Here is a 16111-nt window from a genome sequence, read left to right as displayed (position 1 = left end):
CGGGGTGTATCCGACGGAATTGACATGTCAATGAAACTGGCCCGCTTTCGCGACCGTCTGACCCAGCAGGAGTCCCTCAACTTCCTCCTCACCAACCGGGTGCCCCGCCTGGCGCTGACCCGCTTCATGGGCCGGTACGCCCGGATCGACAGCCCGGCGTTGACGCGTTTCAGCGTCGCGGTCTGGCGGATGTTCACCGACCTCGACCTGAGCGAGGCCGAGCCGCCCGCCCACGGCTACCGCTCGCTGCGGGACGTGTTCACGCGCCGGCTGAAGCCGGGACGGCGGCCGGTCGACCCGGCGCCGGCCACGATCGTGAGCCCCTGTGACGCCATCGTCGGGGCGCACGGCCCGGTCACGCGTGGGATGGCGCTGCAGGCCAAGGGCATGGATTACCGCATCGCCGACCTGTTCGGCGATGCCACGCGCGCCGCCCCGTATCTCAACGGCACCTATGTGACGCTGCGGCTGACCTCGGCGATGTACCACCGCTTTCACGCGCCGGCCGACCTGCGCATCCAGCGCGTCACGCACATCGCGGGCGATACCTGGAACGTCAATCCGATCGCGCTCAAGCGCGTCGAGCGGCTGTTCTGCCGCAACGTCCGTGCCGCCGTCGAATGCACGCTGCCCGATGGCACGCCGATCGCGCTGGTGCCGGTGGCGGCGATCCTGGTCGCCAGCTTGAGGCTGCATGCGCTGGACCTGACCTTGCGCCCGGACCACCCCGGTCCGCATCGCTTCGAGGTGGGCCACGATCACGCGCGCGGCGAGGAGATGGGCTGGTTCGAGCAGGGCTCGACGATCATCGTGTTCCTGCCGCCGGGCGTGAACCTGTCGGCCGGCTTGCAGACCGGGCAGCGGGTCCGCATGGGAGAGGCGATCGCGCGTCTACCATCCGCCGATGGCGATGAATGACACGACGCAGCTCCCGGGGGGATTGACCGGTCCCTATGCCGGCCCGTATGGCGGAGACGAGCACGGCCTGATCTGCGGCTTCTGGATCCATCCGGACCGGCCGACCGAGGCGCTGCCGACGCTGGCGCAGGCCCAGGCCCGGCTCTCCCAGCCGGACGGCGGCTATCTCTGGCTGCACCTGAACCTGGCGCATGCGGGCGCGCTGCCCTGGCTGCGCCGCAATGCCGCACTGGCCGAGAGCTTCGACGAGGCGCAGCAGCAGGGCTCGCGCTCGTCGCGGATCGAGCGCGTCGGCGACCACCTGTTCGCCGTGCTCAACGACGTGACCTTCGATTTCGCCTTCGACGTGGGCGATGTCTCGACGCTGTGGATGCAGGTCAGCGAGCACCTGGTGCTGAGCGTGCGGCGCGCGCCGCTGCGCTCGGTGGATCGGCTTCGGATGGCGATCAAGCGCGGCGACCGGCCGCGGTCCAGCGTCGCGCTGCTCGACCACCTGCTGCGCGACCAGGCCGATGAGCTCCAGCGCATCGTGCGCCAGGCCACCGAACGGGTCGACGACATCGAGGATGCGCTGCTCGCCGGGCGTCATGCCGGCCACGGTTCCGAGGTCGCCGCGCTGAGGCGGCTGATGGTGCGCTTGCAAAGGTTGCTGGCGCCGGAGCCGAGCGCGCTGCTGCGCATGCTGTCGAATCCGCCGGAGTGGGTCGCCGAACGCGACAAGCAGCAGCTGCAGCAGGCCAGCGAAGAATTCGCGCTGGTGCTGCGCGACATCCAGGCGCTGCAGGAGCGGATCCGCGCGGTGCAGGACGAGACCTCGGCGCGCGTCGCGCAGGAGAACAACCAGACGCTGTATGTGCTGACGATGGTCACCGTGCTGGCGCTGCCGATCAACCTGATCAGCGGCCTGTTCGGCATGAACGTCGGCGGGCTGCCGCTGCTGGCGCATCCGCACGGGTTCTGGGTCGTCGTCGGATTGATCGTGCTGCTGACCGGCCTGGTGACTTTGCTGCTCCTGAAGGCGACGGGCCGGAGGAAGTAGCGGCGACGGCATGTCCCGCCGGGACGTGTGCGCGGGCGAGACCGGCGATAGCCGCCGGGAATGACCGTCCCGCCGATTGGCATGACCGATGGTCCCGGGGCGCTCCCACAATGCGCGCGACTTCACGCCGCCGCGCCGCCATGACCTTCCCGCCGCTTCGATGCCTTGTCCACGCCGTGCTCGCGACGGCAACGGCGTTCGTTCCCGCGCTCGCCGCCGCGCAGTCGTGCGAGGCCCCCGGTGCGGCCCCCGAAGTCGGCGCGCGCATCGCGTCGATCGCGATGCAGGAGTACCAGCGCTTCAATGGCCATCGCATCGATGCACGCGGGCATCTGTGGAAGTTCGGCTCGGTGGAGACGGAGACCGAGCCGCTGCGCGCCGCCGATGGCGATGTCGCGCCGCCTGCCGACCGCTACGCGTGGCGACGTGTGTGGCACTACTGGCAGACGCTGGACCAGCACCGTCCCGGCCTCCTCGGCCAGCGCGACCTCAAGTGGGCGCCGGACCTGCTCGACGATCCGGTGTCGGCCGGCAGGAGCCGCGTCGACGCATTGGGCCCGCTGCTCGCCGCCGTGCCGGCAGACGCGCCGCAGGCGGAGCAGATGCGCGAGGCGCTCGTGCGGACCGCCATCTCCGATTCGCCATGGTCAGGCGCGTTCATCTCGTTCGTGATGCACGAGGCGGGGCTGAGCGACCAGGCCTTCCACTTCTCCGGCGCCCACGCCGTCTACATCGGCGGCGCGCTGCGCGAGACGCCGGGCTACGCCTTCCGCGCCTGCGACATCCGGCGCACCGCGCCGCGCGTCGGCGACCTGATCTGCTACTCGCGCGGCCGGCCGGTGCTCGATACCTTCGCGGATTGGCAGGCCCTGGCCGATCGCATCGACAACCGCACCAAGTCGCACTGCGATGTCGTGGTGTCGGTCGACCGCCGCGCGCTGAAGATCGAATCGATCGGCGGCAACGTGCTGCAGGCCGTGACCCGTCGCCAGCTGATGGTCAACGAGGCGGGCCTGCTGTCCCGTCGCCACTACGCGAGCGCCCCGACGAACCGGCCGCGTCCCGGCAGCCCGTGCGCCGAGGACGTCACCTGCGAGAAGTCCGATCTCAACCAGCAGCACTGGAGCGTCCTGCTGCAGCTGCGCTGAAGCACTTCCAATCGCCGGTCAGAGGCCGAGGAAGGCGGTCAGTTCGTCCAGGTAGTCGTCGAAGTCGGCCAGGCCATGGTCGCTGCCTTCGAGCAGCTTGATCCGGCAGGACGCGTAGCGCGCGTGCATCTCGCGCCAGTCGAGCACCTCGTCGCCCTTGGCGATCACCGCGAGCATCCGGTCGGGATGCGCCAGCGCGCCTGCATTCAGCGCGACGAGTTCGTCGACGAACTCGGGCCGGAAGAAGAAGCGCTCCTCCGGGTTCTGCCAGCAGGTCTGTTCGCCGATGTAGTGGGCGAGGTCCCGGGCCGGATCCACAGCCGGATTCAGCAGCACGGTCCGCGCGCCGGTGTGCTGCGCGACCCAGGTGGCATAGAACCCGCCGAGCGAACTTCCCATCACGGCCATCGTGTCGCGCGGCCAGTCGCGGATCAGCGTGTCGACGAGCGCCATCGCCTCGCGCGGCGACGGCGGCAGCTGCGGGCACACGAAGACCAGGTCCGGACGGTGTTCCGCCGTCCATCGCGCCATCCGCAAGGCCTTCGCCGAACGCGGCGACGAGCGGAACCCGTGCAGGTAGAGGAGATGGGTGCGACGGGTGACGGTGGGCTCGGTGGGGGAGGACTGCGCGGCCGGAGCGGAGGACGGGGGACTCATGGCGGGGCAGTGTAGGCGGCACCCCCCGCGCCGGGTGGCCGGGTCACTTCCGGCACGGGTGGGCGGACGTCGACGTGGGCGATCATCGCCAAACGCGCGATTCGCAGGGGCTGCGCGCTCGTTAGTGCGCATTGACGCGAGGGCGCCGGCCCCGCACATTGCCCGCTTCACCGGGGCCCATGCGGCGCAACGACCGCAACGCCCGCTTTCTCAACACGGTCCGGCCCCTCCAGGACGGACCCACGACCACATCGATCCATGATCCACAGGGACACGATCCAGCTGACGGCCATCGCCGCCGCGGCGCTGCTGCTCACCGCCTGCGCCACGACCGGCCCGGCCGGCACCTCCACCACCGCGCCGACCGCGCAGGCGGCGCAGCCGCCGGCCAGCGCCGCCTCGGGGGCACCGGGCCAGCCGGGCGCTTCGTCGCCGATGACGGCGCCGCGTCCCGCCGCCGATCCGACCGCGCCGAAGCCCTTCGCCGAAGTCAGCCGCGACACCAAGCGCGACGACGGTCTCTTCCCGATCCTGCGCAAGGACGAGAAGGTCTGGCTCGAGATCCCGCGGGCGATGCTGAACAAGCCCTTCCTGTTCACCATCAACATCACGAGCTCGATCGGCGAGCGCGGCTTCTACGCCAGCCAGATGGGCCCGGAGATCCTGGCCGAGTGGCGCCGCGTCGGCAATTCGATCCAGCTGATCGCGCTGAACACGGCGTTCCGCGCAGAGGGCGGCGGCAAGCGCGCCGGCGAGGAGGCGTTCTCGCCCAGCCTGATCGCGGCCGGTCCGGTCGCCAGCGCGGACCACCCCGAACGCAAGGCCTTCCTGGTCGACGCCGGCCTGCTGCTGAGCGACATCCCCGGCATGTCCACGCGCCTGGAAATGGCCTACCGGCTGCCTTACAACGTCGACCGCGGCAACTCGTACTTCGAGCACACCCGCGCCGACGCGCAGCTCACGACGCTGAACGCCAAGGTCCACTACTTCACGCCGCGCATCCCCGCGCCGCCGCTGGTGGCTCCGCCCGTGCCGGTGCCGACGCCGCCGCAGGCGCTGCCGGATCCGCGCTCGATGTTCATGGGCTTCGTCTACAACTTCCGCGCGCTGCCGGAAGAGAAGATGGCCACGCGCCGCGCCGACGGCCGCCTGGGTCACTTCACCGAGTCCTTCACCGACCTGAGCGACGACGCCAAGCCCAATCCGCGCGTCCACTACATCGCGCGCTGGCGCCTGGAGAAGAAGGACCCGGCGGCGGCCTTGTCCGAGCCGGTGCAGCCCATCACCTACTGGATGGACAAGAACATCCCGCCGAAGTACCGCCCCGCGGTCGAGGCCGGCATCCTGGAATGGAACAAGGCCTTCGAGAAGATCGGCTTCAAGAACGCGGTCGTGGCCAAGCAGCAGCCCGATGACGCGGACTGGGACAACATGGACGCGTCGCACGCGTCGATCCGCTGGTTCGTCGGGTCCGACGTGGGCTTCGCGATCGGCCCGAGCCATCTGGACCCGCGCACCGGCGAGATCCTGGACGCCGACATCGGCATGAGCGACGTGTTCGCCCGCGGCGGCCGCGCCTTCATCGCGGAAGACGCGCCGCGCGGCATGGCCGGCGGCCAGGTGTCGACGCTGGCGGAAGAGGCGCAGGCGCTGGCCGCGCTGAACCAGGGCTGGCGCGAGGGTCGCAACGCGACCTACTGCACCTACGCGCACGACGCGGCGGCGGAGATGGACTTCGCGCTGGACGTGCTCGAGGCTCGCGGCGACATCGCGCCGGACAGCCCCGAAGCCGACGCCTTCATCCAGGCCCGGATCAAGGACGTGATCATGCATGAGGTGGGTCACACGCTCGGCCTGAAGCACAACTTCAAGGCCTCGACGCAGGTGACGCAGGCGCAGCTCAAGGACAAGGCCTGGACCGACGCCAACGGCCTGTCGGCCTCGGTGATGGACTACAACGCCTACAACATCCCGCTGGAAGGCGAGGCGCCGACCACCTACAACAACACGACGCTGGGCACCTACGACTACTGGGCGATCGAGTACGCCTACAAGCAGGTGCCCAAGGAACAGGAAGAGGCGGAGCTCAAGCGCGTCGCCGCGCAGAACACGCTGCCGGGTCATGCGTACGCGGACGACACCGACGCCGGCGGCTTCGGGCCGTTCGACGGCATGGATCCGACGATCAACCGCTTCGACCTCGGCGACGACCCGATGGCCTACTTCCGCAAGCGCCTGAAGCTGACGCAGGAGCTGTGGACGCGCGTGCAGAACCGGACGCCAGAAGCGGGCGACGATCCGCTGCGCCAGCGCCGGCAACTGGCCAGCGGCTTCAACCAGCTGGCGCGCGCGTCGGACCTGGTGGGCAAGTACGTCGGCGGCATGTACACGCACCGCGACGTGCCGGGCGCGTCGGTCGCGGCGATGCGGCCGGTCGATCCGGCCAAGCAGCGCGAGGCGCTGCGCTTCCTGGCGCAGGGCATCTTCAGCGCCGACAGCTTCCGCTTCAAGCCGGAGTTCCTGACCTCGATCACGACCGACTATGTCGAGTTCATGCGCGCGGGCTTCGTGAATATCCCGGCGGCGGTGGCGCGGGTGCAGCTGGGGTCGCTGGACCGCCTGCTGCAGGCGCAGACGGCGATCCGCCTGATGGAGCTGCCGGCCTACGTGCCGGTGTCGCAGCGCAAGGGCCTGATCACGATCGGCGAGGTCTACGGCACGCTGCAGGCCTCGATCTGGAGCGAGCTCAAGACCGGCGCGGAGATCGATCCGCTGCGCCGCAACCTGCAGCGCGAGTACCTGCGTCGCATCCAGGCCAACCTGACGAAGAGCGGCGCGGCCTCGGGCCAGTTCGCCGATGCCTACGCGGTGCTGCGCCTGCACGCCGTGCAGCTGCAGAGCGACCTGCGCGCCGCGCAGGGCAAAGGCTCGATCGAGACCCGCGCCCACCTGGCGGAAAGCCTGGACTTCCTCAGCAGCGTGCTGAAGGCGACGATGACGCGGACGTGATGCCGGGCGAGCGGCCTCGCGGTCGCACGCCCAGCAACGCAAAGGCCGGCGAAAGCCGGCCTTTTTCGTTGGTGCGGGCGCTGGCCGGTCAGTGGTTGTCTCCGACCGGATAGCGCCGTTCGGCCGCGACGATGTCCCAGACCGCGATGAACATCGCCGCGATCAGCGGGCCGATGACGAAGCCGTTGATGCCGAACACCGCCATCCCGCCCAGCGTCGACAGCAGCACCACGTAGTCCGGCATCTTGGTGTCCTTGCCGACCAGCAGCGGCCGCAGCAGGTTGTCCACCAGGCCGATGACCACGGTGCCGAAGACGATCAGGCCGATGCCGGAGCCGACGTGCCCGGTCGACAGCAGGTAGATCGCCACCGGCGCCCACACCAGCGCCGCGCCGACCGCGGGCAGCAGCGACAGGAAGGCCATCAGCACCGCCCACAGCACCGGCGCGTGAATGCCCAGCACCCAGAACGCGATACCGCCCAGCGCGCCCTGGATCGCCGCCACGGCGATGTTGCCCTTGACCGTCGCGCGGATCACCGTCCGGAACTTCTCGCCCAGCTGGCGCTTGTACGAGTCCTGCAGCGGCAGCGCATCGCGGATGCGCGTCGAGAGCTGCTCGCCGTCGCGCAGCAGGAAGTAGAGCAGGTAGAGCATCACGAAGAAACTCACCAGGAAATCGAAGGTGTCCTGCCCGAAACCCAGCGCCTTCGTCGCCATGAACTGGCTGCCCTGGTTCAGCGCGCTGCCCAGCTTCTCCTGCAGGTTCGCCAGGTTGTGCAGGCCCAGCCGCTCCAGCACGTCGAGCAGCCACGACGGCAGCGCCGCGTAGATCTGCGCCACATAGGTGTTGAAGTTGAACTGGCCGGACTTGACCATCTCGAAGACGACCGCCGCCTCCCGCACCAGCGCGCCCATCACGTAGGTCATCGGCAGCACGACCAGCAGCAGGATCACGAGGATCGTCAGCCCCGCCGACGGCCCGGGCCGCTTCGTCTTGCGCAGCAGCTTGCGATACAGCGGCTGGAACACGATGGCCAGCGCCACGCCCCACAGGATCGCGCTCATCATCGGCCACACGATCCAGCCGAACGCCACCGTCACCAGCGCCAGCAGGCACAGGAAGGACCGGTTCTGCAGCGCAGGCACCAGCTTGCCAGGACCACTCATCGTGAAGTCGCTCCTCGGGAATCTTGAAGGATCTTGCAGGGGGCGGGGATCGCCGGATCGGCACGCGGCGTGCCCATCCGCCGCCGATGCAAACCGGGCCGGCGGCGCAGGATCGCCGGTTTACTTCAGCGCGTCCAGCAGCTTTTCGTGGATGCCGCCGAAGCCGCCGTTGCTCATGCACAGCACATGATCGCCGGGCTTGGCCGCGCGCTTGACCATCGCCACCAGGTCGTCGACGTTCGCGCCCACCAGGCCCTGCTCGCCGAGCGGGGCCAGTGCCTCGCGTGCGTCCCAGGTCAGGCCGTCCTGGTTGCAGAAGCTCAGGTCGGCTTCCTCCAGCGCCCAGGGGAGTTGCGCCTTCATCGTGCCGAGCTTCATCGTGTTCGAACGCGGCTCGAAGACCGCCAGGATGCGTTCCTGCGGCGCGATCCGGCGGCGCAGGCCGTCGACGGTCGTGTGGATGGCCGTCGGGTGGTGCGCGAAGTCGTCGTAGACCTTGATGCCGCGCACCTCGCCGCGCAGTTCCAGCCGCCGGCGCACGTTCTTGAAGCTGTCCAGCGATGCCGCTGCCTGCCCGGCATCGACGCCGACGTGCTCCGCCGCGGCGATCGCCGCCAGCGCGTTGAGCTGGTTGTGCTCGCCAAGCAGCTCCCAGTTGACGTGGCCGACCTTCAGGCTGCCGCGCAGCACGTCGAAGGACTGAGGCTCGCCGCGCGCGCGCAGCGCGCCGGGCTCCTCCTTGCGGGCGCCGAAGCGTTGCACCTCGCTCCAGCAGCCGCGCGACAGCACGCGCTGCAGCGCTTCCTCGCGCGCGTTGACGACCAGCCGCCCCGATGCGGGCACCGTTCGCACCAAGTGGTGGAACTGGGTCTCGATCGCGGTCAGGTCCGGGAAGATGTCGGCGTGGTCGTGCTCGAGGTTGTTCAGGATCGCCGTGCGCGGCCGGTAGTGGACGAACTTGCTGCGCTTGTCGAAGAAGGCGGTGTCGTACTCGTCGGCCTCGATGACAAAGAAGCTGCCCCCGCCCAGGCGCGCCGAGACACCGAAGTTCTGCGGAACGCCGCCGATCAGGAAACCGGGCGCCAGGCCCGCCGATTCCAGGATCCAGGTCAGCATCGAGCTCGTCGAGGTCTTGCCGTGCGTGCCGGCGACCGCCAGCACGTGCCTGCCCTGGAGCACGTGCTCCGCGAGCCATTGCGGTCCGCTGGTGTAGGGCAGGCCGGCGTCGAGGATGGCCTCCATCAGCGGGAAGCGTCCCTCGGACGAGCGCGTCACCACGTTGCCGATCACGAACAGGTCGGGCTTGAGGGCCAGCTGTTCCGCGCCGAAGCCCTGGATCAGCTCGATGCCCAGGGCCTCCAGCTGCGTCGACATCGGCGGATAGACGTTGGCATCGCAACCGGTCACCGTGTGGCCGGCTTCACGGGCGAGGGCCGCCAGGCCGCCCATGAAGGTGCCGCAGATGCCAAGGATGTGGATATGCATGTCTGTCTCTCAGCTGCTGTACCAATCGGTAAGCAAGCGTAATGCCTGTCGCGGTTTGAAAGGATCGCGACAGTGCTGGCTCAGTGTTTGCCGAGGCCAGGCTTTCCCGAACCGGCAACCGGGCCGCCCGCCCGGTCTGCCGACGCGCTCAGCGCAGTGCGGCGCGGGCTGCTTCCAGCGTGGCGTCGATGTCCGCATCGGTGTGCGCGGCGGACACGAAGCCGGCCTCGTAGAGCGCCGGCGCCAGGTACACGCCGGCGTCCAGCATCGCGTGGAAGAAGCGGTTGAAGCGCTCCTTGTCCGTCGTCATGACGGTCGTGTAGTTCTGCGGCAGCTCCGGCATCAGGAAGAAGCCGAACATGCCGCCTTCGCTGTCGGCGCTGAACGGCACGCCGTTCTCGGCCGCCACGGTCTTCAGGCCGTCGACCAGACGGCGCGTGCGCGCCGACAGGGCATCGAAGAATCCGGGCTTCTTGATCTCGCGCAGCGTCGCCAGGCCGCAGGCGGTCGCCACCGGGTTGCCCGACAGCGTGCCCGCCTGGTAGACGCCGCCCAGCGGGGCCAGGTGGCGCATGATCTCGCGGCTCGCGCCGAAGGCCGCCAGCGGCATGCCGCCGCCGATGACCTTGCCGAACACGCTGATGTCCGGCACGAAACCGGGGATCAGGTCGGCGTACACGCCCTGCGCGCTGCGCAGGCCGACGCGGAAACCGGTCATCACCTCGTCCAGCACCAGCAGGGCGCCGTGCTCGCGGCACAGCTCGCGCATCCGGGTCATGAAGGGCACGCTGGCGCGCACGAAGTTCATGTTGCCGGCGATCGGCTCGACGATCACGCAGGCCAGTTCCGGACCGTGCAGGGCGAAGGCCTCTTCCAGCTGGGCGACGTTGTTGTACTCCAGCACGATGGTGTGCTGCGCCGTCGCCTCCGGCACGCCGGCCGAGGTCGGGTGACCGAAGGTCGCCAGGCCCGAGCCTGCCTTCACCAGCAGCGCGTCGGTGTGGCCGTGGTAGCAGCCCTCGAACTTGATGAACTTGTTGCGCTGCGTCGCGCCGCGGGCCAGCCGGATCGCGCTCATCGTCGCCTCGGTGCCGGAGCTGACCAGGCGGACCTGCTCGCAGCTGGGGACCAGCGCCAGGATCTCCTCGGCCAGTTCGACCTCGCGCTCGGTCGGCGCGCCGAAGGAGAAGCCCTCCAGCACGGCCTTCTGGACCGCCTCGACGACCGCCGGATGGCCGTGGCCCAGGATCATCGGGCCCCAGGAGCCGATGTAGTCGATGTAGCGCTTGCCGTCGGCGTCGGCGATGTAGGCGCCTTCGCCGCGCGTGATGAAGCGCGGCGTGCCGCCGACCGCGCGGAAGGCGCGCACCGGCGAATTCACGCCGCCGGGAATGACGCGCTGGGCGCGGGCGAACAGGGTCTCGTTCTGGCTCATGGGGAAATCCGGTGCTGCGTGGCGCTCGGCCAACTCAAGGCGGAAAAGGACAAGGGCGCCGCGCGGGCGCCCTCGGCGGTCTCAATGGATGCGGCGAGGGCCGCGGCTGGACGGCTCGTCGATCGGCATCTCGTCGGTGGCCGGCGCGGTCTCGGCGCCTTCCTCCCCCTCCTCGCCGGGCGGCAGCGCCCAGAAGAAGCGGTCCGGCACGACGTTGCCCATGCCGGGGCGGAAGCCCGCCTCCAGCGACTGGTCGAGGAAGGCGAGCGCCTCGCCGACGGCGTCGTGCGGCTCCGAGCCGACCGACAGCAGCGCCGCCAGCGCCGCCGACAGCGTGTCGCCCGAGCCGACGAAGCTGGCCTCGAAACGCTCGAACTTCTCCCCGGTGATCGCGCCCTGGGAGTTGGCCAGCACGTTGTCGATGTACTGGTTGGGCAACTGGATGCCGGTCACCAGGACGTTGGCGGCGCCGTGTTGCTGCGCGGCGACGGCCAGCTCGCGCGGGGACGCCGGGCGGTCCGCGTCCCAGTCGGGCAGCAGGCAGTCGCTCAGCGTCTTCTGGTTGCCGACCAGCACCAGCGTCTGCGGCAGCACCAGCTCCCGGAACGCGTCGAGGTAGCTCTGCTGCTGTTCCTCGTCCAGCCAGGAGATGCTGGGCAGGTAGGCCACCAGCGGCACGTCGGGATAGTCGGACAGGACCTCGGCGACCGAGGAGACGCCTTCGGCGCTGCCCAGGAAGCCGACCTTCCAGGCGGCGACGGGGACGTCCTCGAGGATGGAGCGCGCCTGCTCGACGATGCAGTCGCCGTCCAGCGTCTGGTGGTCGAAGACCTCGGCCGTGTCGCGCATGACGATGGCGGTGACGACGGGCAGGGCGTGCGCGCCCATGGCGGCGATGGTGGCGACGTCGCCGGCGCTGCCGCCCGCGCCGCTGGGGTCGGACGCGTTGAAGCTCATCACGCAGGCCGGGGGCGGCGAGTCCTGGTCATCGATCGCGGCGGCGTCCTGGGGATCTTGTTGGTGCGGGTCTGGGCGGCTCATGAATGGTTCGGCGATAAGCCGTGAACTGGTGCGCATAACGTGAAGAAGCACCGCAACCGACTGTTGTTTCATCGGTACTTCCGCCCCCCGGGCCTGACCGGGGGCATGGCTACAATCTTTCGATCATTGTAGTGATGCAAAGTCAACCCATCGTGAGCGAAGCAAGGACCTGGATGTGCCTGATCTGCGGCTGGATGTACGACGAGGCCGTGGGCGACCCTGAACACGGCATCGCTGCCGGCACGCGCTGGGAAGATGTCGACATGAACTGGACCTGTCCCGAATGCGGCGCCCGCAAGGAAGACTTCGAAATGGTCCAGATCTGACCCTCGCATCGAGCTTTCGGCCAGGTGCCGGTCCTCGATCATCCGGCGTTCCTTCCAGTGCTCGGCGCCTGTCGCGAGCCTGAAATCTCTTTGACAACCATTGTCTGAACAATACGGAGAAGAGCTTGGATTCCAGCGCAAGCCCCCGCACGGCGACCAAGGTGCTGGTCATCGATGACAGCAACACGATCCGCCGCAGCGCCGAGATCTTCCTGAAGCAGGGCGGCCATGAGGTCGTCCTGGCCGAAGACGGTTTCGACGCGCTGGCCAAGCTGAGCGATTACCAGCCGGACCTCGTGTTCTGCGACATCCTGATGCCGCGCCTGGATGGTTACCAGACCTGCGCCATCATCAAGCGCAACCCGCAGTTCGCGTCGGTGCCCGTGATCATGCTGTCGTCCAAGGACGGCCTGTTCGACAAGGCCCGCGGCCGGATGGTCGGCTCGCAGGACTACCTGACCAAGCCCTTCACGAAGGACCAGCTGCTGCAGGCGGTCCGACAGCATTGCCAGGTGGGCTGACCGGCTCGACGGACAGCCCGCTTTCAACGACCTCATCCACGACATCCAACGACGCTCACGCCTGGCTCGAACGACGAATCCACCGACGCGAATCGACACGAGCCAAGACAGAGGGAGATCCCATGCCCATCCACAAGATCCTGCTGGTCGACGATTCGAAGACCGAGCTGCACGCGCTGAGCGACCTGCTGACCAAACGCGGCTTCACCGTGCGCACCGCCGAGAACGGCGAAGAGGCGATGAAGCGCCTGGCCGAGGAAAAGCCCGACCTCATCCTGATGGACGTGGTCATGCCCGGCCAGAACGGCTTTCAGCTGACCCGCGCCATCACCCGTGACGAGCGTTATGCCGACGTGCCGGTGATCATGTGCACGAGCAAGAACCAGGAAACCGACAAGGTCTGGGGCATGCGCCAGGGCGCGCGCGACTACGTCGTCAAGCCGGTCAAGGCCGACGAGCTGCTGGCCAAGATCAAGGCGTTGGGCTGACATCATGGCCAACAAGCAAGCGCTGCGCGAACTTCAACAACGGCTGGCGCAGCGCATGCAGGCGGCGCGTGAAGCGCCGCAGGCCGCGAGTTGGCTGGCGGTCGAATGCGCGGGCCTCGGCCTGCTGCTTCCGCTCAAGCAATCCGGCGAAATTTTCACGCCGGTGCCGCTTCAGGCGGTCCCGTACACGCAACCTTGGATGCTGGGCGTGGCCAACTTGCGGGGCGGTCTGCATACGGTCGTGGATCTGTCGGCCTTCCTTGGCCTGCGGGGCCCGGCCCCGCTGACATCGGCCCACCGGCTGGTGTCGATCAATCCGGAACTGGGCATCAACTGCGCGCTGCTGGTGGACCAGCTGCTGGGCTTGCGCGGCGATGAACAGCTCCAGGCCGAGCCCGATGCGGGCGGCCATCCCGATTTCGCTCCTGCCCGCATGCGCGACGGGCAGGGCCGGCGCTGGCAAGTGCTGGACCTGGATGCGCTGACGCAGCATCCGCAATTCCTGCGCATTGTTTTGAACTGATAGCCAGACGACGGTCCCGTCACAGGCGCCGATTCGACGAACGAGATCAAACGAGGGTGAGATGAGCTTCCTGGACAAGATCAAGAACAAGGGCAAGAACGAGGGCAACGACGACTTCGACGCCGGTCCGCAGACCGACGCGGGCTCGGCGCCGGAGGACACGCAAGACTTCCAGCCCTCGATCATCACCACGGCGCAGCCCACGCCGGAGTTCCAGGACACGTCCGCGGGCTATCAGCCCTCGGCGTCCGCCCCGGAATCGCCGACGCCGATGCCGGCCGTGGCCCGCCAGCCCGAGCAGCGCCGCACCGGCCTGCTGACGGCGCTGGTGGCCGCCGGTCTGATCGGCACGACGCTGACGGTGTCCTGGTCGCTGATCAGTTCGAACCGCTCCGCGGCGCAGGTGCGCGGCGCGGGTCAGGCAGCGACGCAGTCGCAGCGTCTGGCGAAGGCGGTCTCGACTGCGCTGCTGGGCAACAAGAACGCGTTCCCGGAAATGAAGGAAGCGTCGGAGATCCTGACCGGCGTGATCGGCTCGCTGCGCGACGGCAGCGGTGAGCTGGCCAAGGCGCCGGGCTCGGTCGATCCGCTGCTCGAGAAGATCGCCCCGATGGTGGCGCGCGCCGACAAGAACACCAAGGTCATGCTGGCGCAGGAAAAGGTGTTGACGCAGGTCGGCGCCGCGCTGCGCGCGATCAACCGGCAGTCGTCGGACCTGCTGGAGAGCGCCGAGGCCGTGGCCTCGCTGTCGCTGCAGAGCTCGGCGCCGACGGGCGAAGTCGCCGCGGTCGGTCAGCTGGTGATGCTGACCCAGCGGATCGGCAAGTCCGCCAACGAATTCCTGACGCAGGAAGGCGTGAGCCCGGAGGCTGTATTCCTGCTCGGCAAGGACTTGAACGCGTTCCGCGAGATCGCCCAGGCGCTGCTGAACGGCAACCCCGAGCTGCGCCTGAACGGCGCCAAGGACGCGCAGGTGCGCGAACGTCTGAAGGTGCTGCTGTCGCAGTACGACCAGACCCGCTCGCAGGCCACTGCCATCCTGTCGAACCTGCAGGGCCTGGTGTCTGCGCGGGAAGCGCAGACGGCGATGCTCAACGACTCGGAATTGCTTCGCAAGGACCTGGACGATCTGGGCGTCGGCCTGGAATCCGCCGGCGGTTTGAATCCGGCGGTGCTGATCGCCATGCTGGCCTCGCTGGCGGTGTTGGTGATCGGTTCGGTCGGCTTCCTGCGGCTGTACGTGTCCGACCAGTCGCGTCGTGCCCAGATGGCGGAAGAACAGCGTCGTGAAGCCGAGGCGCAGGAGCAGGAAGCCAAGCGCGTCAACGACGCGAACCAGGCCGCGATTCTGCGACTGATGAACGAACTGCAGACGGTGGCGGAAGGCGACCTGACGCACCAGGCGACCGTGACCGAGGACATCACGGGCGCGATCGCCGACTCGGTGAACTACACCGTGGAAGAACTGCGCTCGCTGGTGCATCAGGTGCAGACGACGGCGGTCCGGGTGACGGACACGACCGCGCAGGTCGACCAGACCTCGACCGAACTGCTGGCCGCGTCGACCGAACAGCTGCACGAGATCCGCGCCACCGGCGAGGCCGTGCTGCAGATGGCGCACCGGATCAACCAGGTGTCCGCGCAGGCCCAGCAGACCGCCGACGTGGCCCGCCAGTCGCGGGAAGCGGCCGAGCAGGGTCTGGAGGCGATGCAGAACAACATCGGCGGTATGAACCAGATCCGCGACCACATCCAGGAGACGTCCAAGCGCATCAAGCGGCTGGGCGAGTCCTCGCAGGAAATTGGCGAGATCACCGAGCTGATCTCGGACATTACCGAGCAGACCAACGTGCTGGCGCTGAACGCGGCCATCCAGGCGGCGTCGGCCGGCGAAGCGGGTCGCGGCTTCTCGGTCGTGGCGGAAGAAGTGCAGCGTCTGGCGGAACGTTCCGCCGACGCGACGCGCCGGATCGCGGCGCTGGTCAAGACCATTCAGACGGACACGCACGATGCGGTGGCCGCCATGGAGCGCTCCACGCTGGGGGTGGTCGAGGGGACGAAGCTGTCCGACGCGGCCGGTCGCGCGCTGGAAGACATCGACTCGGTGTCGCGTCGCCTGGACGACCTGATCGGCCAGATCTCGACGGTCGCGCAGAACGAAGCGCGCGCCGCCAACGAGGTCGGCGCCAACATCCAGCACATCTTCGCGGTGACCGAGCAGACCTCCGACGGTACGCGTTCCACCGCCCAGATGGTGCATGAGCTGTCGCGGTCGGCGGAAGCGCTGAAGCAATCGGTGGCCCGGTTCAAGGTCACGTCCTGATCGGACGGGCCCCGCCACGCGGCCACACCG

14 protein-coding genes are annotated in these 16111 nt (G+C 68.7%); 9 read left to right on the top strand and 5 right to left on the bottom strand.

Going from position 1 to position 16111, the window contains the following annotated elements:
• The first annotated feature begins 24 nt into the window (after positions 1-24).
• The 3 genes from asd (at position 25) to AC1VNM_RS17980 (ending at position 3105) form a co-directional block, all read left to right on the top strand.
• Positions 25-918 (top strand): archaetidylserine decarboxylase, encoded by an 894-nt coding sequence (asd, locus tag AC1VNM_RS17990; protein WP_483107824.1) that lies wholly within the window; start codon positions 25-27, stop codon positions 916-918.
• A complete protein-coding gene (locus AC1VNM_RS17985; protein ID WP_483107823.1) occupies positions 905-1957 on the top strand; it encodes a transporter in 1053 nt (350 codons plus the stop codon). The genes asd and AC1VNM_RS17985 overlap by 14 nt, the downstream gene beginning before the upstream one ends.
• 140 nt (positions 1958-2097) lie before the next feature.
• Positions 2098-3105, top strand: a complete 1008-nt coding sequence (locus tag AC1VNM_RS17980) for a DUF2272 domain-containing protein (protein WP_483107822.1) — start codon at positions 2098-2100, stop codon at positions 3103-3105.
• Between the two features lie 18 nt (positions 3106-3123).
• Here the strand turns inward: AC1VNM_RS17980 and AC1VNM_RS17975 are convergent, their stop codons facing one another.
• Positions 3124-3762, bottom strand: a complete 639-nt coding sequence (locus tag AC1VNM_RS17975) for a YqiA/YcfP family alpha/beta fold hydrolase (RefSeq protein WP_483107821.1) — start codon at positions 3760-3762, stop codon at positions 3124-3126.
• Positions 3763-4020: 258 nt separating this feature from the next.
• On the opposite strand from AC1VNM_RS17975, the gene AC1VNM_RS17970 reads away from it, so the two are divergent.
• On the top strand, positions 4021-6771 hold the full coding sequence (locus AC1VNM_RS17970) for a zinc-dependent metalloprotease (protein WP_377160238.1): 2751 nt from the start codon (positions 4021-4023) through the stop codon (positions 6769-6771).
• 88 nt (positions 6772-6859) lie between these two features.
• On the opposite strand, the gene AC1VNM_RS17965 is transcribed toward AC1VNM_RS17970, so the two are convergent.
• From AC1VNM_RS17965 to thiD, 4 genes are all read right to left on the bottom strand, one after another.
• Positions 6860-7939, bottom strand: a complete 1080-nt coding sequence (locus AC1VNM_RS17965) for an AI-2E family transporter (protein WP_377160240.1) — start codon at positions 7937-7939, stop codon at positions 6860-6862.
• A 120-nt stretch (positions 7940-8059) separates the two neighbouring features.
• Positions 8060-9424: a UDP-N-acetylmuramate:L-alanyl-gamma-D-glutamyl-meso-diaminopimelate ligase gene (gene mpl, locus AC1VNM_RS17960; protein WP_431100153.1), complete on the bottom strand. Its 1365-nt coding sequence runs from the start codon at positions 9422-9424 to the stop codon at positions 8060-8062.
• A gap of 148 nt (positions 9425-9572) precedes the next feature.
• On the bottom strand, positions 9573-10859 hold the full coding sequence (gene hemL, locus AC1VNM_RS17955; protein ID WP_483107820.1) for a glutamate-1-semialdehyde 2,1-aminomutase: 1287 nt from the start codon (positions 10857-10859) through the stop codon (positions 9573-9575).
• An 81-nt stretch (positions 10860-10940) separates the two neighbouring features.
• Entirely contained in the window at positions 10941-11900 is a 960-nt protein-coding gene (gene thiD / locus AC1VNM_RS17950) for a bifunctional hydroxymethylpyrimidine kinase/phosphomethylpyrimidine kinase (RefSeq protein ID WP_483107819.1), read from the bottom strand.
• A 134-nt stretch (positions 11901-12034) separates the two neighbouring features.
• On the opposite strand from thiD, the gene AC1VNM_RS17945 reads away from it, so the two are divergent.
• From AC1VNM_RS17945 to AC1VNM_RS17925, 5 genes are all read left to right on the top strand, one after another.
• The gene (locus tag AC1VNM_RS17945) at positions 12035-12226 is read left to right on the top strand and encodes a rubredoxin (RefSeq protein WP_088406382.1); all 192 of its coding nucleotides are present in this window, start codon (positions 12035-12037) and stop codon (positions 12224-12226) included.
• 125 nt (positions 12227-12351) lie between these two features.
• Positions 12352-12747 (top strand): response regulator, encoded by a 396-nt coding sequence (locus tag AC1VNM_RS17940; protein WP_331615093.1) that lies wholly within the window; start codon positions 12352-12354, stop codon positions 12745-12747.
• Positions 12748-12869: 122 nt separating this feature from the next.
• Positions 12870-13235 carry a response regulator transcription factor gene (locus AC1VNM_RS17935; protein ID WP_088406380.1) on the top strand — a complete coding sequence of 122 codons (366 nt, stop codon included), beginning with the start codon at positions 12870-12872 and terminating at the stop codon, positions 13233-13235.
• Between the two features lie 4 nt (positions 13236-13239).
• Positions 13240-13758: a chemotaxis protein CheW gene (locus AC1VNM_RS17930; protein WP_377160250.1), complete on the top strand. Its 519-nt coding sequence runs from the start codon at positions 13240-13242 to the stop codon at positions 13756-13758.
• Positions 13759-13819: 61 nt separating this feature from the next.
• Complete coding sequence (locus tag AC1VNM_RS17925; protein WP_377160252.1) at positions 13820-16081, top strand: methyl-accepting chemotaxis protein; 2262 nt, start codon at positions 13820-13822, stop codon at positions 16079-16081.
• Positions 16082-16111 lie beyond the last annotated feature (30 nt).

The organism is Mitsuaria sp. MSU3D, assembly GCF_056867975.1.
The sequence above is the reverse complement of the archived record's forward strand: the minus strand, read 5'-3'. Positions and strand labels throughout refer to the sequence as shown.